Genomic DNA, 19,712 nt, shown 5'->3' with positions numbered 1-19,712 from the left:
TTTGCTTGGAGATTACCATGACATTGATGTCACTCGATACCAAACTCAACCATGAACATGTTGCACCTGTACCGCCAAAGCCACTTTTAGAGATTCGAGGTTTAACCAAGGAATTCGACGGCTATCCTGCGGTAGATAATATTGATTTAACCATCAATCAAGGGGAGCTGTTTGCGTTACTTGGCGCATCGGGTTGCGGAAAGTCGACTTTATTGAGAATGCTCGCCGGATTTGAGCAACCAAGTGCCGGGCAAATTATTCTAGATGGACAGGATTTGGCAGAAATTCCACCCTATAAACGTCCTGTAAATATGATGTTTCAATCTTATGCTTTGTTCCCGCATATGACGGTTGAAAAGAATATCGCATACGGCCTAGAGCAAGACGGAATGCCTAGTCAGGAAAGAGCGAATACGGTCAAGCATATGCTTGAACTGGTTCGAATGACTGATTTCGCCAAGCGTAAGCCACACCAGCTATCGGGTGGTCAAAAACAGCGCGTAGCGCTAGCTCGAAGCCTAGCTAAGAAGCCGAAACTCTTACTGTTAGACGAACCTATGGGCGCGCTTGATAAGAACCTTCGTGAAAAAATGCAGCTTGAAGTGGTCGATATCTTGGAAAGTGTTGGTGTGACCTGTGTGATGGTGACTCACGACCAAGAAGAAGCGATGACAATGGCCAGTCGAATCGCAATCATGAATAAAGGGCAGTTTGTTCAAATCGGTTCGCCGGAAGCTATCTACGAGCACCCTAACTCCAAATTCTCCGCTAAATTTATCGGTTCGGTTAATATCTTCGAGGGTGTTTTAGAAACCAACCTTAGCGATAAATCGACCGTAAGAACGACTGACCTACCAAACGCTATCACTATTAATCACGGCATCTCAGGTGCACCCGGTATTCCTGTGATGATTGCCGTTCGACCAGAAAAAATGACTCTTTGTGAGCACACTCGTCACGCAACGAATTCGTGCAGTGGGGTGGTGGAAGATATTGCGTATATGGGCAATCAGTCCATTTATCATGTGCGATTGGACTCGGGTAAACTGGTCACAGCGACATTGCAAAATACCAGCCGTGTGAGAAAAGGCATGCCCACATGGGAGCAGCGAGTCAACCTTTGCTGGGATATGGACAGCTGCGTGGTGTTAAAATTATGAAGAAACGAGCCAAACTCAATCTTTGGCGTGTTATACCAACGCCCAAATGCTTACTCCTTGCGATCCCTTATGGTTGGCTACTCCTGTTTTTCTTGTTGCCATTCTTAATTGTCTTCAAGATCAGTTTTGCTGAAGCCCAAATCTCTATTCCTCCTTATTCAGAGCTAATAAGTTACGCCGAACAACAACTACAATTGCTGCTGAATGTAGGAAGCTACCAATACCTTATTGAAGATGATCTTTATGTGTCTTCGTATTTGCAGTCAATTCGAATCGCACTGGTCTCGACTGTACTGTGCCTGATTATCGGGTTTCCCATTGCATGGGCGATTGTGCACTCAAAACCATCAACGCGTAATGTGCTTTTGATGCTGATAATTCTGCCCTCATGGACCAGTTTCTTAATACGTGTTTACGCTTGGATAGGCATTCTCAAAAATAATGGATTGCTGAATAATGTGCTGCTGGCTGCAGGTGCGATCGATGAGCCACTAAAAATACTCCACACCGATACCGCTGTGTATATCGGTATCATTTATACCTATCTGCCGTTTATGGTGTTACCGCTTTACACCGCTTTAATGCGCGTTGATTATTCTTTGTTAGAAGCGGCCAGCGATCTGGGTGCTAAACCTATCACCACACTTTTTACTATTCTCGTGCCGCTAACGAGAGCGGGAATTATCGCGGGCTCAATGCTGGTGTTTATTCCCGCAGTGGGTGAATTTGTTATCCCTGAATTACTCGGTGGACCTGATACGGTATTAATCGGCAAGGTGTTGTGGCAAGAGTTCTTTAATAATAGGGACTGGCCCGTTGCATCGGCAGTAGCAATTGTGATGTTACTCATTCTGATGTTGCCTATTTTATGGTTCCATCGCTATCAAAAACGTGAACTGGAGGCGCAAGGATGAACGACATTCCGGTCTACAAAAGTAAGCTAAAATGGGCAATTCTTGCGGCAGGTTTCACCTTCCTATATTTGCCAATTTTTATTCTGATTATTTTCTCATTTAATGAAAACCGTCTGGTAACGGTTTGGTCGGGCTTCTCATTCAAATGGTATTTTGAATTATTAGAAGACGATCTGCTGATGGGCGGGGTAAAGCTGAGCTTGATCATTGGCTTCTTATCGGCCAGTGCCGCTGTCGTGCTTGGCACCATTGCTGCCTTTGTGGTGAGTCGTTTTGGTAAATTCAGAGGTGAGACAGGCTTTGCGTTTATGATCACGGCTCCGCTGGTGATGCCAGAGGTAATTACCGGTCTTTCTTTATTGCTGCTGTTTATCGCCATGGGGCAAGTGTTTGACCTATTCAGTCAACGAGGAATGTTGACCATCTGGATTGCGCACGTCACTTTCTGTACCGCTTATGTGACGGTTGTCGTCAGTTCCCGATTGCAAGAGGTGGACCGTTCAGTTGAAGAAGCCGCAATGGATTTGGGCGCGCCACCATGGAAAGTCTTCTTCCAAATTACCCTCCCGTCGATTGCTCCCGCGATCCTTGCCGGTTGGCTTCTGGCCTTTACTTTGTCTCTCGATGACTTGGTTATTGCCAGTTTTGTCTCTGGTCCGAGCGCAACAACATTGCCAATGGTGGTATTCTCTAGTGTACGTTTAGGAGTCAGCCCAAAAATCAATGCGTTGGCAACGTTAACTATTTTAGCGGTCTCCTGTGCCACCTTTATCGCTTGGTGGGTGATGGCAAAAGCCGAGAAGCGCAGGCTGCTTGAGATGAAGATGAGTCAGCAATAGAAACTGCCTTCAGGCTGCTCGGTACTTGGTTCTTTCTGGGAGAAAAACATGGATGTAGGGAAACAACTAAAAACAATTCGTACTATGCGAGGAATGTCCCAACGGGAGCTCGCAAAGCGAAGTGGTGTCACCAACTCCATGATTTCCCAGATAGAGCAGAACCTAGTGAACCCCTCGGTTGGATCATTGAAGAAGATCCTCGATGCTATACCTATTTCGATGGGGGAGTTTTTTACGTTAGACGTAGAACCGAAAGACGATATTTTCTTTACCGCCGAACAGATGGCTGATCTTGGCGATGGCAAAATAAAAATGCTGCTGGTTGGAGCAAAGCGCGAAGGACGGCAATTAGCCGTGCTCAGAGAGATCTATCCTCCAGGTTCAGATACCGGTACAGACTTTATTGAGCATGATGGTGAAGAGGGTGGGGTTATCATTCGTGGTGAAATTGAAATCACCGTGGGTAGTCACACTCGTGTGTTGAAAGCGGGCGACTCTTACTACTTTGAAACACGTAAGCCGCACCGATTTCGCAATAGAGGCAAGGTCGAGTGTGAATTAATCAGTGCTGCGACGCCGCCTACCTTCTAGATAATACCAATCGTACTAAATAACCAGCTAGGCTGATCACTACCTCACTGTGATTGGTATTACTCACTCTTTTTACGCTGAGGTGGTCTCATCGGCAATTGCTTACCTCTTTGTGTAGTTTGATAGTGATCAACTTTGACCGAGAATGTTTAAATACACCCCACCAATAGAACTAAACTTATATTGGGTATCTAGACAAGGTTGGAGGTGATTATGAGCTTGCTACCAAGAGACGCCTGGTCTGATTTCGGGAGACTGTTTGATAATGCGGTACCTACTTTTCACCCTCGGTGGAATCATTGGCAGTTTTCTCCAAATGTTGATGTGATGGAAAAAGAGACTGCGTTTGAAATCATCGCTGATTTACCGGGTGTCGACAAAGACAACATTTCGGTGTCGTGTGAAAAGGGGATGTTAACCATTTCTGCGGTCACCATAGAGTCACGTAAAGACACTCAACAAGAAAAGTACATTCACAAGGAGCGCTACCAAGGTAAAATGGTACGCAGTTTTACCTTAAGCAACAATGTGAACACGAGTGATATTTATGCTGAATTCACCGATGGTGTTTTGGTTGTAGTGGTTCCTAAAATTGAGCCGTCTGCGCCAACGCCAAGAGAAATAGAGATCAGCTAATACGTGTAAATGAAAAGGCCTAGCTCATGCTAGGCCTTTATTGTTAGTCCAACTCTATCCAAGTTGATTTAACCTCAGTGTACTTGTGCAAGGCATGCAGTGACTTATCTCGACCATTACCACTTTGCTTATAGCCGCCAAATGGCATTGTCATATCACCGCCATCCCAGTTGTTCACAAAGACGGTTCCTGCTCGTAAAGCGCGTGAGCACTTAATAGCGGTAGACATATCCGAAGTCCATATACCCGCAGCCAATCCGTACTCACTGTCATTGGCGAGCGCTATGGCCTCATCTATTGAATCAAAGCTAGTGACACACAAAACAGGGCCGAAAATTTCCTCTTTATAAATGCGCATCTCGGGAGTGACGTTGGTAAATAAAGCGGGTTGAATAAAGAAGCCGTCTGTGTGGTTCATTGCGGTAGTGCCACCAAATGCCAATGTAGCCCCTTCAGACTGTCCGATATTGATGTAGTTTAAGACTCGCTCATACTGAGCAGCATCAACAATGGCTCCTACACGAGTGTCGCTTTCAAGGGGATCCGCAGGTTGCCAATTGGCCATCTGTTTTTTAACCAGTTCGATGAACTCATCTTTGATGGAAGAGTGAACCAGTAACCGAGACCCCGCTGTACAGACTTCACCTTGGTTATAACAAATGGCTGAAGCCGCTGTAGCGGCCGCTTTCTCTATATCCTTAACGTCATGATGGATGATATGAGGGCTTTTCCCGCCACACTCCATGAATGCACGCTTAAGGTTTGATTCACCCGCGAAACTGAGAAGCTTTTTACCTACAGCGGTTGAGCCGGTAAAGGTAATGCAGTCAACATCATTGTGCAGAGCAAGTGCTTGCCCTGCCTCATGACCAAAGCCTGGAAGAACTTGAAATACGCCATCTGGAATGCCCGCCTGCTTAGCCAAGTCTGCCAGCAAAATGGCGGTAAGAGGGGATTTTTCCGAAGGTTTTACTATCACTGAATTGCCAGTGGCAAGGGCTGGCCCAATCTTCCATGACGCCATGACGGTCGGGAAGTTCCAAGGCACAATAGCGGCAACCACGCCCAAGGCTTCTCGAGTCACCAGCGCCAATGCGCCCTCGGTGACAGGTGCGACTTCGTCGTAGACTTTATCGATAGCTTCTGCGTTCCATTGAATGCAGCGAGCGGTTGCAGGGGCATCATAGCCCATAGCGTCTGAAATGGGTTTACCCATGTCTAAGGACTCTAATAAGGCAAATTCTTCCTTGTGTTCGTCAATGAGCTTAGCGTAGTTAAGGAGAACCTCTTTACGGTCGGCAGGAGCTAAACCACTCCAAACTCGGCTTTCAAATGCATTGCGAGCAGCGTCGACTGCAAGGTTAACATCCGCCTCATCACAACGGGCAACGTGAGCGAGTAGACGCCCGGTAGCTGGGTTAATGACTTCAAACGTATCCCCAGAAACGGAGTTAACAAATTCTCCGTTAATAAATGCTTGAGTACGAAAACTAAGGGCTTCGGCCTTAGCATGCCAAGTAATAGTATCCATAAATTTACCTTCTTCCTTAAAAACTGGCAGGTGAATTTGCGCTGACGATAACGCAATCGTAGTTTGTGGTATTTCTAAATCGGTGCGCTCGCATGCTGTCAAAGTAGTAGCTATCACCTTTGCGCAGCACAGCTACCTCATTATCAACGGTAAGCTCTAGTTCGCCTTCCACGATGACACCGCACTCTTGTCCTTCATGATTCAACATCTCTTCACCGGTATCTGCGTCGGGTGCTAGCGTCTCTCTTAGCATGCCAATATGCCTACCTTCGTGGTAATGCCCGACTTGGCGATAGCTGATCTTGCCTCTTCCAATTTCGGGTTGTTCTTCTTTACGCGTAAAGAACTGCTCTGGCATTGGCTCATCGATGGCAAAAAAGTCCGCCATGGATGAGGGGATCTTACTGAGTAACTTACTCAGTGACGCAACAGAAGGGCTAACCGCATTGCTTTCTATTTGTGAGATAAAGCCATTGGTGACACCGGCTCTCTTGGCCAGCTCACGTTGCGATAGACCGGCTTGTTCTCTCAAGGTTTTAAATCGTGGTCCTATTTCCGTATCCATTGGGCACAATCTCCAACTCTGCTTGTTGTGATTAGTAAACTAAACACAATCCTAGCTCACTAAACACAAAAAACCAGCAAGTGTTTATAATTCAATCATTGAACAGCTAAATAAAACGTTCTATAGTCAATTTTGTTCATTATTTAATAACATTGCATTTACATATTGAGGTTTGAGTGTTTTGCTGTGTTTAGTAAAAGAAACGATGTTAATTCAACATGCTTAGTTGGAGTGCACAATGCAAGGGATAAACAAGCAAGATACGAATGATTCAGCAAATATGGATGCGTTCTGGATGCCGTTTACTGCTAATTCGCAGTTTAAGGCTTCGCCACGGATGCTAGTGTCTGCTGAAGGGATGTATTACACATCTGAAGATAAACGCAAGATCCTCGATGGTACGGCTGGATTGTGGTGTTGTAATGCCGGTCATGGTCGACGAGAAATTAGCGAGGCGGTGGCTAATCAAATCCACACCCTTGATTTTGCGCCGACATTCCAAATGGGACACCCACTACCGTTCGAGTTCGCTGAGTCTTTAGCGGAAATTGCCCCTTCAGGTCTATCTAAGGTGTTTTTTACTAACTCTGGTTCAGAGTCGGTCGATACGGCATTAAAAATCGCGCTGGCGTATCAAAGGTGCATTGGGCAAGGTACTCGTACTCGTCTTATTGGTCGAGAGCGTGGCTACCACGGTGTCGGGTTTGGCGGCATATCGGTAGGTGGCATTGTTAATAACAGAAAGGCATTTGGAAGCTTATTAACTGGCGTTGACCATCTCCCACATACGCTAAGCATTGAAAACAGCGGATTCAGTAAAGGCTTACCCGATTACGATCCTGGGTGGGCTGAAAGCCTTAACAATATAGTCACTTTGCATGATGCCAGTAACATTGCTGCGGTTATCGTTGAACCTATTGCAGGCTCTACCGGCGTTATTCTGCCACCCAAAGGTTACCTAAAGCGTCTGCGAGAAATCTGCACACAACACGGCATTCTGCTGATCTTTGATGAGGTAATTACCGGATTTGGTCGTATCGGTAGCCCTTTTGCCGCGCAAGAGTTTGATGTTAAGCCCGATATTATTACCTCAGCGAAGGGGCTGACCAACGGCGCGATACCAATGGGGGCGGTCTTTGTGAGTGATGAAATTCACCAAGCGATGGTTGCGCCAGACAGTCAAGCTATAGAGCTCTTTCATGGCTATACCTATTCTGGGCACCCAGTGGCAGCGGCGGCGGGACTGGCAACTCTTAATATTTATCGCAATGAAAACCTCTATACCCGAGCGGCCGATCTTGCCGATTACTGGGAACAAGCCGTGCATAGCTTAAAAGGTCTACCTCACGTAAAAGATCTGCGTAACTACGGTTTGATTGCCGGCATTGAGCTTGAAGGGATAGCCGGTAAACCCGGTTCACGAGCGTTCCAAGTCTTCACTAAGTGCTTTGAAAAAGGCGCACTCATTCGAGTGACGGGCGACATAATCGCGCTGTCACCTCCGCTTATTATCGAGAAACAGCATATCGACGATCTGTTTACTCTGATAGCAGACGTTTTACAAAATATTGATTACAAGGAATAAGCCTATGTCAGTTTTGGTATCCAATTTTATTAACGGACAAACGGTAGCAAGTAACAGCGGGCTAACCGCTGACTTGTTTGACCCTGCCAATGGTGAACTTCGAGGACAGGTACAGTTATCTAGCGCCGAAGAGGCATTAGCGGCTGTCGATGTAGCAAAACAGGCACAACAAGCATGGCAAGATACGCCACCGCTACAGCGTGCACGTGTGATGTTTCGTTTTAAAGCTTTGCTTGAGGAAAATGCCGATGAGTTGGCCACCTTGATTTCCACAGAGCACGGTAAAGTGCACAGTGATGCTTTGGGCGAATTAACCCGAGGTTTAGAAGTGGTGGAGTTTGCCTGTGGGATCCCGCACCTTCTGAAAGGAGAACATTCGCTGAATGTTGGTCGTGAGATTGACAGTTACTCCGTGATGCAGCCTGTAGGGGTGTGCGTTGGTATTACGCCGTTCAACTTCCCTGTGATGGTGCCACTTTGGATGATTCCGGTGTCACTGGCTTGTGGTAACAGCTTTATTCTCAAACCTTCAGAAAAAGACCCAAGTGTGTCCTTGATGCTAGCGGATATGTTGAAGCAAGCAGGCCTCCCCGATGGCGTATTTAATGTCATTCAGGGCGACAAAGAAGTGGTTGATGCCCTTTTGGAGGCACCCGATGTTGCCGCAGTCAGCTTCGTTGGCTCGACGCCGATTGCCGAGGCGATATACAGCAAAGGCAGTGCTAATGGAAAACGCGTACAAGCACTGGGCGGCGCAAAAAATCACTTAGTGGTGATGCCAGATGCCGATCTCGAAGGAGCCACAAACGCCCTTATGGGAGCCGCTTATGGCGCTGCTGGTGAACGCTGTATGGCGATTTCGGTTGCGGTAGCAGTAGGTGATGAAACAGCAGACCGTTTGGTTGCCTCGCTGAAAGAGAAAGTCCAAACCCTGCGCGTTGGCCCAGGTCTTGGCGTTTCCCCAGAAAATGAAATGGGGCCACTTGTCAGTGAACCGCACATGAACAAGGTGAAAGAGTATATTCAAACCGGTGTGGACCAAGGAGCCACTTTGGTTGTAGATGGCCGTGATATTAATGCCTCTGCGCCTGGGTATTTTGTTGGGGGCACTCTTTTTGACAACGTTACCTCTGATATGACGATTTACAACGAAGAAATATTCGGCCCTGTGTTGTGCGTTGTTCGCGCTAAAGATTACCAAGAGGCGCTTCAGCTAATTAATCAGCATGAGTTTGGTAATGGTACCGCTATCTATACCCGTGATGGTGATACGGCCCGTGATTTCTCGGAGAAAGTTGAAATTGGTATGGTAGGGGTAAACGTACCTATCCCAGTGCCAATGGCATTCCACAGCTTTGGGGGTTGGAAGCGTTCAATATTTGGCCCTTTAAATGTCCACGGCAATGATGGGGTTCGCTTCTACACCCGAATGAAGACAGTTACTGCCCGCTGGCCGAAAGGACAACGAGAAAGTGAATTTGTAATGCCAACAATGAAGTAGGTGAACAATGAAGATAGGGATATTAACGTGCGGTCATGTTGACTCACCATTGTCGGATGACCATGGGCAGTATGCGGACATGATTGAGGCTTCGCTTTACGAGGTCAACAATGAGTTCACATTTCAGAACTATGACGCAACCAAGGGAGAGCTGCCTCATCACGATGAATGCCATGGGTTTATTATTACTGGTAGCGTGAACAATGCGTACGATGATCATCCCTGGATTCTACAACTCGTTGATTGGGTCATTCGCTGTGAAGTGCTCAGGCGTCCCCTTGTTGGCATATGTTTCGGCCATCAATTGATTGCTCGTGCCTTAGGTGGCACGGTGCAAAAGTCAGATAAAGGCTGGGGCCTGGGAAGCTATGAGGTGAAAGTCACCGCTCAGAAAAAATGGATGAACTTATCCGTTGATAGCGTCCGACTGCTTGTGAGTCACCAAGATCAGGTGACAACGGTACCTCGCGGCGTCAAAGTGATTGCAAGTAATGAATTCTGCCCTAACTTTATGTTGGTGAAAGACAACCATGTGTTAACCGTACAGGGGCATCCTGAGTTTGGCGTTAGCTTTACTGAAAAATTAGTGGTGAAACGCAAACACTTGATTACGCCGCAGTATTACCAACAAGCCTTTATAGAACTGGGTCAGCCACAGGATTCGGCATTGATATTACATTGGATAGACAATTTCTTTGTAATGGCTAAGCATGATAAAGCCATTGAGCATCGAACGAATCCAATGGAGATTTTGTAGAATAGATCTTCGAATAAATACTTTCTAAGCACAAAACTAAACGCCAAATTATCTAATTTGGCGTTTTTTTCTAACTATCGAGTCTCACATCTGTCGCTTAATCGTGTTCAAGGTTATATCTATCCAAGTACACCTGAATCTTCTTCGATATTGAAAAAATCGTATCTCTGAGCCATATATGCGCAGGGTCATTATCAAGTCGCTTTGGCCAGATCAGATAGGTACTCATAGCGGTGTGCTCAAACGGTGGGGTGAATACCTGTAGTTGCAGTCTGTCTTTGAATTGCAGTGCCAGTGATAAGGGCACAACACTCAGGCAGTCGGTTTGGCTACAGAGCATCAAGTTACTGAACAGGGTGCGTCCGTGATAGGCCACGTTTCGTTTGGATAAGTCGATACTGGTGTAGTGGGTGAGGCTATACAGGCTGTTTCTTTTTCTCTCTAGTAGGGCGTGCTTTTCTTGCATGAAGAGCTCCGCTGTCAGCGTCCCTTGTATGCGAGGATGGTCTTGGCTGCATACCACCACAAAGCTGTTCTCCAGTAGTTTTGTACTTCGAATGCTGGCTTGCTTTGGCGGCAAGATATCTATCAACAGGTCAACCTTCTGACTCATCAAGTCATCGTACATCTTGCTTTCATCTGAAGGCTGATCAAACACTTCCAAAGTGATATCTGCTGGCGTGGTTTTGGCAAATCGATTCATTAACACCCATTGCAGATGCTCTGGCGCGGTTATAACAAATTGGCGCTTAGCGGTCGCAGGATCAAATGAGCCCAGAGATTGGAAGACCTGGTTGAGCTGGCTGATGGGCTCTTGTACTTGCTTATAAAGATTCTTTGCATAGCTGGTGGGCTCAATGCCTCTTCCTTTACGCAAATACAGCTCTTGCCCCAACTGCTTTGATAGACGAGCCATTGCCGTACTCACCGTCGACTGGTTGGTATTGAGTTGTTCAGCCGCCTTACTCAAGCTACCTTGCTCTATGACAGCCGCAAATACAGCCAGCAAATTAAAGTTTGGGATATCGTTTTGCATAATAAATCTCTCTATATCACCACTAATAATATCGTAATTACGATATATTGATATCGAAACTCATCATTTATTCGATTGTAACTAAGCCCTAATATCATTTTAAACGAGTCCTCTGAGAGTTCTCAGAGAGTTCCTCGAAAATTCGATTTTAAAAAATAGAGTTAGGTATTACTCCCTATGACAAACACATTTCGAAAAATGTCCCTACCTGCTGCGATAGCAACTGTGCTTTTTGCATCTAATGCCCTAGCAAGCACACCCGTTGTAGAAGCGACCTCAAAAACAGGTCAAGAACTTCAAACTAACAACGCAGATCAGTATCAGAATGTTGATATGGATGCGCGCTACAACGACGGCGTGCTATTTGAGCACAAATCAAACCTATTCTGGGGTAAGGGCGAGCGCATCAAGGTGTTGTCTACCACTGGCGATACTCTAGCTTATACAAAAGAATCAGATTATGTTCATCCAATCTTGACCAAGCATGGCCGTAAGATGGATCAAGCAGTCATTCAAGTAGATCACAATGTGTATCTCGCCTACGGATTTGGCCTTGATACTCCTGTGATGATTGAGGGTGACGACGGCATCATCATTGTCGATCCAGGCGAGTCTGTGCAAATGGCGCAAGCGGCCAAAGAGCAGTTCCGTAAGATCACCGATAAGCCAGTGAAAGCGATTGTTTACTCGCACAACCACATCGACCATATCTCAGGCGTTCGTGCTTGGACCAATGATGAAGAAGTAGCATCTGGTGAAGTACAGATCATTGCTCAAGAGGGGCTAACTGCAGCGGTTGCAAACTGGTCTTCAAACCTAGGCACACTGTTTGGTCACCGCACTTCATACACGGGCGCTAAGCACGTTGAAGAAGGCGAGCACGGTACAGTGAATGATGGTCTTGGTCCTCGTTTTATGCAGGGTGATATCTCGTTCATCGAGCCAAACGTGGTATTCAAAGACAAGATTGAAACCACGATTGCCGGCGTGAAACTAGAAATCGTCAACGTTCCTTCTGAAACCAAAGATGAAGTTGTCGTTTACCTGCCAGAGCAAAAGATCCTGCACGCAGCAGAGGTGTTACAGGGCGAAAACTTCCCGAACCTGCATACCATTCGTGGCACGAAATTCCGCGACCCATCAATGTGGTTCAAGGGTATCGACATCATGCGTCAGTTTGATACTGAAGTGATGATCAACTCTCACGGCCGTCCTGTTGAAGGAAAAGAAGCGGTAGCGAACGTATTAACAGCGTACCGTGATGCGATTCAATACACGCACGACCAAACTATTCGCTATATGAACAAGGGTATGACTCCTGATGAGTTGGTTGAGGTAGTTAAACTGCCTAAGCACCTTGCTGAGCACCCTTGGTTAGGTGAGCACTACGGCACGGTGGCACACGCTGTGCGTCAGATCTATGTCGGCTATAACGGCTTCTTCGAGGGTGACCCGTGGCAGCTAGAGCCAATGGCGTATGAGCAGCGCGCTAAAGCCTTCATTGAGATCATGGGCGGTCGCGACAACATCATTAACACCGCAAATGCAGCCATTGAAGCGGAAAACTACACCTTTGCCGCTGAGATCCTGTCTTACCCAATCACAGTGAACAAAGATGATATGGAAGCTCGTAAGCTTAAAGCGAAAGCGTATAAAGCGTGGGCTGCAGATCAAGTGAACATTAACTGGCGTAACTGGGCACTTAACGCTGCTGCTGAGCTGGAAGGTACCCGTGACTTCTCTAACATGATTAGCTTTGCTTCTGTTGATGTGCTTACCGCTCTTCCTAGCAAGCAGATCTTCGACATGATGACGTCGACACTGATTGCTGAGAATACCCTAGATGTGAACATGACGCTGGTATACAACTTCTCTGATACCGATGAGTCTTTCACTATCGAGATTCGTCAAGGTATTGCACAGCTGCATGAAGTAGCGCTAGAGAATGCGGACGTAGAGATCAATACCACTCGAGCCACCCTAAATGACGTCCTAATGGCCGGTGCCAATGCCCAGCAAGTGATGGGACAAAAGATGCAAAGCGGTGAGTTTACGTTTGCTAATGGTGATATCCAAGGCTTTGGTCAGTTCATGAGCTACTTTGATAAGCCAATGGCACCACAAGACATCATGTTGATTGTTCGCTAACTCCTACTTCGATAACAACAGATGTAACTCCTATGCAACGATAAGGGGACCTCAGGGTCCCTTTTGCTTGAGGAAGGTAACATGCTAAAACTCGGTACAGTGGTCGCTTTGTGTATTTGTTCTGCTACTACATTTGCGTGTGGGCTTCATCAAAGTGCGGGCTTCAATATGACAATTGAACAAGGCTCTCTTGATGTGTTTGCGAGTGTGATTGAGGTGCGCCAATCTGGTGAGCTCAATAACGCCAATAAGCCTGATCACTTTCGCTTGTTCAGCTTTAAATCATCCATTGAGAAGCCCTATGCCAATAAGGTGGATTTCACGCTATTTGAGGCGATCAAGGGTCACTACAGCGACGTAAAGTTGGAACCTAGTGTTCAAGTGACAGGGAAGGACATCTTGCCAACGCAAGCAGAGGTCATGCTGGTGACAGAACTGGACGTACTGGATGCTCTTGCTACGGGCACTCTCTCTTGGGATGAGGCTAAGCACATGGGCTTAGTACATATTAACGGCCCTGAGCATAAGCAACGTGCGCTAGATGTTTGGTTTACAACGATGTTTCAAGGGTAAAGCTAGGAACATTGTGCATGAAAGGCTTAATAGAGCGCTCGATGCCGGATCTCTTTAAAGTTGACTCGAACGCTCAGAGTATCAATGTTAAGCAAACTCTTTTTGTAAGTAAGCCACAATGTCTTTTGATTCATACATCCAGGTCTCTGTGCCTTGCTGTGTGATCTTAAGACATGGCACCTTAACTCTGCCTCCACCAGATAACAGCTCCTCACGTGCGGCTTCGTCACCCTTTGCGTCTTTAAGCGCAACATTGACGGATTGACGCTTCATTTCGCGACGCACCTTCACGCAAAACGGGCAAGCATCAAATTGATAAAGGGTTAAATCATTGGCTTTTGCATCGGCTGCTTGCTGTGCTTCTTCAGACCTTTTGACTCCGCGTGGCGTGAAGATAAAGTTGAGCAACAAGATAATCTTTCCTAGAACAATCCTGATAAATTTCATGGTGACCTTTTTCTAATTCATTGGTTTTGAGAATAAGTCTCAATGCTCTATTAAATCCCTTCTAGAGTCAATTTGCTTGCACTCTTGCTGCCAACTGAAGCACAGCATTGACAAACAGTCGGAGATTTTTTGTGCAGTGATATGGAGTGGTGAACCCTATAAAATGAGGCAATATCCTGCTTAACGGCATAACAAGGCTTGTGAACACTAGGTTACACCTCAGTTATTTAAGGTTTATTTGTTGATGAATTTGCGTGAAATTTGAATTTTTTGATGACCTGTTTGCGTAAGGATCAATTGTTATTTTTCATTTCTTAGCGGGTAAATCTTCTAAATGTGTATTAGCCCTCAACTCTGTCACTTTTTGGTCTTTCGTGCGGAACTTGGTCTTAATGCTATGATTTTAAAGAAGTATTTTCTGGGCGTTGTTGTGGAATTCTGAAGTTGCTCACACTAATCAAATAACATAAACCCTTTGCTAGTTTGGGCAAATGAACAATGGAATCATAAGGATAAGAATAACAGGCAACTAATTTGTACCCGGAGAATAATAATGAATACGATCAAGCTGTCCGTAAGAGAGAAGGTTGCCTACGGCTTAGGTGATACCGGCTGTAATTTCGTTTGGCAAACAGTGATGCTTTTCCTCGCCTATTTTTATACCGATGTTTATGGGCTTTCTCCTGCACACATGGGCACAATGTTCCTTTTAGTTCGCTTCATTGATGCTGTAACTGATCCGCTTATGGGCTCAATTGTTGATCGAACTAAATCAAAGCATGGTCGCTATCGTCCGTATTTGTTGTGGATGGCCGTGCCATTTGGCATTGCGTGCATGTTCGCCTTCTACACACCCAACTTCGGCGAAACGGGCAAGATTGTCTATGCATACGCGTCGTACATCTTTCTAACTCTTATGTATACGGCGATCAACGTTCCTTATTGTGCTATGGCCAATGCCTTGTCTAATGATTCAGAAGAGCGCACATCACTACAGTCTTATCGTTTCGCTCTAAGCACTGCTGGTGGTCTTGTGGTTGCAATGGTTGCGCTACCTTTGGTAGGAGTGATTGGTGATGGTGATTTACAAAAAGGTTATCTTGGTGCAATGGCAATCATGGGGGCAATCGCGATTGCACTATTTTTCGTCAGCTTTGCGAATACTAAAGAGCGTCACGTGCCTGAAGTGGAAGAAAAGCAATCTGTTTGGGAAGATTTGAAGCTACTTCTAGCGAATGACCAATGGCGGGTACTGTTTATCGTAAATATCGTGTTGCTTACGGGGGCGGTGCTAAAAGGCGCGACGACTATGTATTACGTAAACACGGTGATGGGGCGTGGCGACCTAGCAACCATGTTTATGGTTGCAGGAATGCTAGCTGCTATTGCTGGCGCGATGTTATCGTCACCACTGTTTGGCAAATACAACAAACCTACGGTTTACCGCATATTAATTGTCATCTCAGGTTTTATTTCAATGCTGATGTACGCCGTTGATCCAACGAACGTGACAATGATATTCGCTATCACCATTGTGCTAGCGTTAGTTCAAACAGCGACTACACCAATTCTTTGGAGCATGATGTCCGATGTGGTCGACTACGAGAAAACACGCAGCAATCGCTCTCTAAGCGGTATGGTGTTCTCTACCAATCTCTTCGCTATCAAACTTGGTATTGCATTAGGTGGAGCAGCAGTTGGCTGGATACTGGCATGGTCAGGTTATATAGGTGGCGCTGAAGTGCAAACTGCAGAAGCAGTCAACTCCATAAACCTACTGTTTACTGTGGTTCCTGGAGTGATGTTTGCTTCTCTAGCTGTGTTTATGATGTTTTATAAGCTTGACCAACAAAAGCTGAAACAGATCAAAGCACTTCTAGAGCTAGACGCTAAGAAACCGGCTCAAGAAGTTGAGGTTTCAGAGGCTGGATTGAAGGTTCAACTTAGCCAGTAACTGATATCACTGAGAATTGAAATAGCCTCCTACTTGGAGGCTATTTTTTTACCTAAACAGAGTTCACAAATACATTTTTTCTCAATCTTGTTTTTAAAAAACATAATGGAAACTCTCTTATTAATAGAAGAAAATAACTTCATTAGCTTGTTATTAGGACTCTAACATGAAAGACGTAAAGGTATCCAATTGGGGGGAATATAAATTGTTTTCTCTAGTTAATAATAAAGGAACACAAATTGATATTTCAGACCTTGGTGGTTTGATCGTTAATTTTTATACCAATGATATCAGTGGCAATAGAAAAAACATTGTCCTTGGCTACGATACCCCAGAGCAATATTTGAACGGTAAGTGCTACTTGGGCTGTCTTGTTGGGCCATGGGCCAACAGAATTGCCAACGGCCACTTCTCTATTGGTGAAGACGACTATCAACTTGAGTGCAATGAAGGCACTAATCATTTACATGGTGCTTCCGCGAGCCTTGGCGCGAAGCGTTGGAATGTTGAAATAGTAAACAGTGCGTCTTTACGGTTGAGCACTATGGTTGAGAGTGGTGACGCAGGCTACCCTTGTGATATTGAGTTTAAGGTTGAGTACCACTTGTCTGAAGACAATGCTCTTAGCATTAACTATCAAGCGTTCCCGCGTGCACTAACACCTATCAATATGACGCAACACACCTACTTTAATCTAGGCAGTAGTGCGGATGTACTTGACCATTTCATCCAGATTGAGGCCAACGATTACCTTCATGTCGATGCGCTAGCTATCCCGCTGTTTAAGGCTTCAGTCGAGGATACTCCGTTTGATCTGCGTACGGGAATGGCTATTAGAGAGGGGCTATCTCAGTCCAATGAGCAGCTAGAAAATGCGGGCGGCTATGATCATTGCTGGTGTTTTGACTCAACAGAAATCAAACCCGTTGCAAGAGTATTTGAGAATAATTCTGGAATAGAACTACAGGTCGCTACAGATCAAATAGGCATGCAGTTTTATAGCGGAAATTTCTTAAATAATGAAATTGGTCGAGACTCTAATATATACAATAAACATGCAGGCTTGTGTTTAGAAACTCAGTGTTATCCAAATCAAATTAATATGGATAATAAACAAGAATGTATATATGGGCCAGATAGACACTATCAGCACAATGTTATTTATAAAGTATTCACTACAAAAAATTAAATCGAGACAATTATGATTAATATTCCTCAAGTAAAAATGGGTATTGTTGCGGTCAGTCGTGACTGTTTCCCTATTTCTCTTTCAAAGCAGCGTAGAGAGAATGTGGTACAACACTGCGAGCAAAAAGATATTGATATTGTGCAGTTAGAAACCATCATCGAGAATGAAAATGATATGTTGCTGGCGCTTGAAGAGGCCAAAGACAAGGGGATTAACTCGCTAGTGATTTATCTTGGCAACTTTGGTCCCGAAGGTCCGCTGACTCAAATGGCGCAACGCTTTGACGGGCCTGTAATGTTTGTTTCTGCTGCAGAAGAGTCAACTGCGTGTCTGAGCAATGACCGTGGTGATGCATACTGCGGAATGCTTAACGCTTCATACAGTGCCAACTTGCGCAACATTCGTCCTCATATTCCTGAATATCCAGTGGGCACCCCGGAAGAAGTCGCAACAATGATAGGTGATTTTGTTCCTGTCTCTCGCACTATTCTTGGTCTTAAAGGGCTAAAAATCTTTAGTTTTGGGCCGCGTCCTCATGACTTTGTTGCGTGTAACGCGCCTATAAAAGCCCTGTTCGATCTTGGTGTAGAAGTGATGGAAAACAGTGAGTTAGACCTGCTTGATCTATACCAAGCCGCAGAAGGTCATTCCGATATTCCAGGCATTGTTGCAGAGATGGAGAAAGAGCTAGGCGACAACAATCCGTACCCTGATTTGCTTCCTAAACTTGCTCAATATGAGGTTGCACTACTGACCTTCCATAAAGAAAACCTAGGTGCCTCTAATTTTGGTATTTTTGCTAACAAGTGTTGGCCATCCTTTGAAAAATTCTTTGGCTTTGTGCCTTGTTACGTCAATGCTCGCCTTGCAGAGCGTGGCATACCCGTCGCCTGCGAAGTGGATATCTATGGTGCTTTGTCGGAGTACATGATCACTTGTGCGACCAACCACCCAGCCACATTGTTAGATATCAATAATACCGTACCAAGGGATATGGTTGAGAAAGCGGGTGATAAGATGGGAGAGTACACAGACAAAGACTTATTCATGGGCTTTCACTGTGGTAATACCGCACCAAGCTGCATGAAGAATTCCCAACTACGCTTCCAGAAAATCATGCATAGTTTGATGGAGCCTGGACAAGACCCAGATATTACTCGCGGTACGCTAGAGGGGCAAATCAAAGCAGGAGAGGTGACACTGTTCCGTCTTCAATCAACGGCAGATACTAAGCTTCGCTCCTACGTCGCTCAAGGTGACATTCTGGACATTGACCCAGAGTCATTTGGCTCCATTGCGGTATTCGCTATCCCAGAAATGCAGCGCTTCTACCGCCACGTTCTTATTCAAAAACGCTACCCGCACCATGCAGGGATCGCTTTTGGTCATGTAGGTAAGACACTCTATCAGGTACTTGATTTGATTGGTGTATCAGATATTGATTACAACCAGCCAAGCTATGAGCGATACCCGAATGAGATACCGAGTGTGTTCTTGAACTAACTAACCTCAGTCAAAAGCCTGCACATGTGCAGGCTTTCATCTATTCAGGCAACTCAAAGTAGTTGTGAGGCGATACGATTTTCATTGATGTCATAGGCACAATGAAAGAGATGAGGTATCGTTAGCCTTTTCTCGTAACGCCTTGGCCCTATGACAACACCTAACGCTTTATTCACCGCTGTTCATGCCGTTGGCTTTGAGCTTCCAACAAACTCCGTTTCTGTAAACGTGGACTCGTCGCAACTTGAGCAACTGTGTGAAAAGCTCTCGCCATTGTTTGAGCGCTCCAAGTTGAAACATTCGCAACATTCTGATCTTCAGTTGCTATTGGGCTTGTTTACTCTGCACCATGAAAAGCTACTGCATCAGTTGAACGCCCAGCAAGAGAGCTTGCTGGCCATGCAACGCGTTATCGATGGGTCTTTAGAGAATAAACATGCAGCTGCGTTTAAATCTCCACTGATCATTGAGTTTTGGCTCACCATGCACCTGTGGCTGTTTGTTCAAGGGCAGCTAGAAATGGATTACTCTCTGGCGAATGATTACGCCACCGAAGGGAGTCTATTACTGGTTTCGTTTACCCCTGTTTCGGCTGACGAGTTACGTTGTGAATGGAATGAGTCTTTCTATAAAGGAAGCAACATTTTGAAAGAATTTGCTGGGGGCAATAAGGGAATTCGAGGCTGGCTAGCTAAAGTATTCAAATAAAAGCGGTTTATAGCCTGTATAGGCTTCAGTTAGTGACCCTTTCATAATTGAAATGTTCGTTTTTCATTCAGCGCA

The 19,712-nt window shown here is 45.5% G+C and carries 18 protein-coding genes; 14 read left to right on the top strand and 4 right to left on the bottom strand.

What is annotated here, in order from left to right; genetic code table 11:
* The first annotated feature begins 17 nt into the window (after positions 1-17).
* The 5 genes from potG to A6E01_RS17930 all read left to right on the top strand — a co-directional run bounded on the left by potG (position 18) and on the right by A6E01_RS17930 (position 4,140).
* Positions 18-1,160, top strand: coding sequence for a putrescine ABC transporter ATP-binding subunit PotG (gene potG / locus A6E01_RS17950; RefSeq protein WP_017028458.1), 1,143 nt, complete (start codon positions 18-20; stop codon positions 1,158-1,160).
* Positions 1,157-2,074 carry a putrescine ABC transporter permease PotH gene (potH, locus tag A6E01_RS17945; RefSeq protein WP_017028459.1) on the top strand — a complete coding sequence of 306 codons (918 nt, stop codon included), beginning with the start codon at positions 1,157-1,159 and terminating at the stop codon, positions 2,072-2,074. The genes potG and potH overlap by 4 nt, the downstream gene beginning before the upstream one ends.
* The gene (locus tag A6E01_RS17940) at positions 2,071-2,913 is read left to right on the top strand and encodes an ABC transporter permease subunit (RefSeq protein WP_017028460.1); all 843 of its coding nucleotides are present in this window, start codon (positions 2,071-2,073) and stop codon (positions 2,911-2,913) included. The genes potH and A6E01_RS17940 overlap by 4 nt, the downstream gene beginning before the upstream one ends.
* Before the next feature lie 48 nt (positions 2,914-2,961).
* Complete coding sequence (locus tag A6E01_RS17935; protein WP_017031594.1) at positions 2,962-3,504, top strand: cupin domain-containing protein; 543 nt, start codon at positions 2,962-2,964, stop codon at positions 3,502-3,504.
* A 213-nt stretch (positions 3,505-3,717) separates the two neighbouring features.
* Positions 3,718-4,140 carry an Hsp20/alpha crystallin family protein gene (locus A6E01_RS17930; RefSeq protein ID WP_017031593.1) on the top strand — a complete coding sequence of 141 codons (423 nt, stop codon included), beginning with the start codon at positions 3,718-3,720 and terminating at the stop codon, positions 4,138-4,140.
* 43 nt (positions 4,141-4,183) lie between these two features.
* Here the strand turns inward: A6E01_RS17930 and A6E01_RS17925 are convergent, their stop codons facing one another.
* Both A6E01_RS17925 and A6E01_RS17920 read right to left on the bottom strand, forming a co-directional pair.
* Positions 4,184-5,671 carry an aldehyde dehydrogenase gene (locus A6E01_RS17925; RefSeq protein WP_065210909.1) on the bottom strand — a complete coding sequence of 496 codons (1,488 nt, stop codon included), beginning with the start codon at positions 5,669-5,671 and terminating at the stop codon, positions 4,184-4,186.
* Positions 5,672-5,687: 16 nt separating this feature from the next.
* Positions 5,688-6,236 (bottom strand): cupin domain-containing protein, encoded by a 549-nt coding sequence (locus tag A6E01_RS17920; RefSeq protein WP_065210908.1) that lies wholly within the window; start codon positions 6,234-6,236, stop codon positions 5,688-5,690.
* 238 nt (positions 6,237-6,474) lie between these two features.
* Here A6E01_RS17920 and aptA point away from each other — a divergent pair, with 238 nt between their 5' ends.
* From aptA to A6E01_RS17905, 3 genes are read left to right on the top strand one after another with little or no spacing between them, the layout of a single operon-like run.
* Positions 6,475-7,821, top strand: a complete 1,347-nt coding sequence (aptA, locus tag A6E01_RS17915; protein WP_065210907.1) for an omega-aminotransferase AptA — start codon at positions 6,475-6,477, stop codon at positions 7,819-7,821.
* 4 nt (positions 7,822-7,825) lie between these two features.
* The gene (locus tag A6E01_RS17910; RefSeq protein WP_065210906.1) at positions 7,826-9,322 is read left to right on the top strand and encodes a CoA-acylating methylmalonate-semialdehyde dehydrogenase; all 1,497 of its coding nucleotides are present in this window, start codon (positions 7,826-7,828) and stop codon (positions 9,320-9,322) included.
* 7 nt (positions 9,323-9,329) lie between these two features.
* Positions 9,330-10,079: a type 1 glutamine amidotransferase gene (locus tag A6E01_RS17905; protein WP_017031588.1), complete on the top strand. Its 750-nt coding sequence runs from the start codon at positions 9,330-9,332 to the stop codon at positions 10,077-10,079.
* A 97-nt stretch (positions 10,080-10,176) separates the two neighbouring features.
* Here the strand turns inward: A6E01_RS17905 and A6E01_RS17900 are convergent, their stop codons facing one another.
* Entirely contained in the window at positions 10,177-11,115 is a 939-nt protein-coding gene (locus A6E01_RS17900) for a LysR family transcriptional regulator (RefSeq protein WP_017028467.1), read from the bottom strand.
* A gap of 177 nt (positions 11,116-11,292) precedes the next feature.
* Between A6E01_RS17900 and A6E01_RS17895 the strand changes: the two genes are divergently transcribed.
* Both A6E01_RS17895 and A6E01_RS17890 read left to right on the top strand, forming a co-directional pair.
* Complete coding sequence (locus tag A6E01_RS17895) at positions 11,293-13,263, top strand: alkyl sulfatase dimerization domain-containing protein (RefSeq protein WP_017028468.1); 1,971 nt, start codon at positions 11,293-11,295, stop codon at positions 13,261-13,263.
* An 81-nt stretch (positions 13,264-13,344) separates the two neighbouring features.
* Entirely contained in the window at positions 13,345-13,836 is a 492-nt protein-coding gene (locus A6E01_RS17890) for a hypothetical protein (RefSeq protein ID WP_065210905.1), read from the top strand.
* A gap of 87 nt (positions 13,837-13,923) precedes the next feature.
* Here A6E01_RS17890 and A6E01_RS17885 read toward each other — a convergent pair whose 3' ends face one another.
* Positions 13,924-14,283 carry a glutaredoxin family protein gene (locus A6E01_RS17885; protein ID WP_017028470.1) on the bottom strand — a complete coding sequence of 120 codons (360 nt, stop codon included), beginning with the start codon at positions 14,281-14,283 and terminating at the stop codon, positions 13,924-13,926.
* A 553-nt stretch (positions 14,284-14,836) separates the two neighbouring features.
* On the opposite strand from A6E01_RS17885, the gene A6E01_RS17880 reads away from it, so the two are divergent.
* The 4 genes from A6E01_RS17880 (at position 14,837) to A6E01_RS17865 (ending at position 19,637) form a co-directional block, all read left to right on the top strand.
* Entirely contained in the window at positions 14,837-16,237 is a 1,401-nt protein-coding gene (locus tag A6E01_RS17880) for a glycoside-pentoside-hexuronide (GPH):cation symporter (RefSeq protein ID WP_017028471.1), read from the top strand.
* Positions 16,238-16,403: 166 nt separating this feature from the next.
* Positions 16,404-17,426: an aldose epimerase family protein gene (locus tag A6E01_RS17875; protein ID WP_017028472.1), complete on the top strand. Its 1,023-nt coding sequence runs from the start codon at positions 16,404-16,406 to the stop codon at positions 17,424-17,426.
* A gap of 12 nt (positions 17,427-17,438) precedes the next feature.
* Entirely contained in the window at positions 17,439-18,929 is a 1,491-nt protein-coding gene (locus A6E01_RS17870; protein ID WP_065210904.1) for an L-fucose/L-arabinose isomerase family protein, read from the top strand.
* A gap of 150 nt (positions 18,930-19,079) precedes the next feature.
* A complete protein-coding gene (locus A6E01_RS17865; protein ID WP_065210903.1) occupies positions 19,080-19,637 on the top strand; it encodes a hypothetical protein in 558 nt (185 codons plus the stop codon).
* Positions 19,638-19,712 lie beyond the last annotated feature (75 nt).

The sequence above is a fragment of the Vibrio breoganii genome (genome assembly GCF_001677275.1).
GTDB classification, from domain to species: Bacteria; Pseudomonadota; Gammaproteobacteria; order Enterobacterales; family Vibrionaceae; genus Vibrio; species Vibrio breoganii.
The sequence above is the reverse complement of the archived record's forward strand: the minus strand, read 5'-3'. Positions and strand labels throughout refer to the sequence as shown.

Bases quoted from the DNA above. Each gene is read 5' to 3' on its own strand.
- potG (WP_017028458.1), top strand. From the start codon at position 18: ATGACATTGATGTCACTCGATACCAAACTCAACCATGAACATGTTGCA.
- potH (WP_017028459.1), top strand. From the start codon at position 1,157: ATGAAGAAACGAGCCAAACTCAATCTTTGGCGTGTTATACCAACGCCC.
- A6E01_RS17940 (WP_017028460.1), top strand. From the start codon at position 2,071: ATGAACGACATTCCGGTCTACAAAAGTAAGCTAAAATGGGCAATTCTT.
- A6E01_RS17935 (WP_017031594.1), top strand. From the start codon at position 2,962: ATGGATGTAGGGAAACAACTAAAAACAATTCGTACTATGCGAGGAATG.
- A6E01_RS17930 (WP_017031593.1), top strand. From the start codon at position 3,718: ATGAGCTTGCTACCAAGAGACGCCTGGTCTGATTTCGGGAGACTGTTT.
- A6E01_RS17925 (WP_065210909.1), bottom strand. From the start codon at position 5,671: ATGGATACTATTACTTGGCATGCTAAGGCCGAAGCCCTTAGTTTTCGT.
- A6E01_RS17920 (WP_065210908.1), bottom strand. From the start codon at position 6,236: ATGGATACGGAAATAGGACCACGATTTAAAACCTTGAGAGAACAAGCC.
- aptA (WP_065210907.1), top strand. From the start codon at position 6,475: ATGCAAGGGATAAACAAGCAAGATACGAATGATTCAGCAAATATGGAT.
- A6E01_RS17910 (WP_065210906.1), top strand. From the start codon at position 7,826: ATGTCAGTTTTGGTATCCAATTTTATTAACGGACAAACGGTAGCAAGT.
- A6E01_RS17905 (WP_017031588.1), top strand. From the start codon at position 9,330: ATGAAGATAGGGATATTAACGTGCGGTCATGTTGACTCACCATTGTCG.
- A6E01_RS17900 (WP_017028467.1), bottom strand. From the start codon at position 11,115: ATGCAAAACGATATCCCAAACTTTAATTTGCTGGCTGTATTTGCGGCT.
- A6E01_RS17895 (WP_017028468.1), top strand. From the start codon at position 11,293: ATGACAAACACATTTCGAAAAATGTCCCTACCTGCTGCGATAGCAACT.
- A6E01_RS17890 (WP_065210905.1), top strand. From the start codon at position 13,345: ATGCTAAAACTCGGTACAGTGGTCGCTTTGTGTATTTGTTCTGCTACT.
- A6E01_RS17885 (WP_017028470.1), bottom strand. From the start codon at position 14,283: ATGAAATTTATCAGGATTGTTCTAGGAAAGATTATCTTGTTGCTCAAC.
- A6E01_RS17880 (WP_017028471.1), top strand. From the start codon at position 14,837: ATGAATACGATCAAGCTGTCCGTAAGAGAGAAGGTTGCCTACGGCTTA.
- A6E01_RS17875 (WP_017028472.1), top strand. From the start codon at position 16,404: ATGAAAGACGTAAAGGTATCCAATTGGGGGGAATATAAATTGTTTTCT.
- A6E01_RS17870 (WP_065210904.1), top strand. From the start codon at position 17,439: ATGATTAATATTCCTCAAGTAAAAATGGGTATTGTTGCGGTCAGTCGT.
- A6E01_RS17865 (WP_065210903.1), top strand. From the start codon at position 19,080: ATGACAACACCTAACGCTTTATTCACCGCTGTTCATGCCGTTGGCTTT.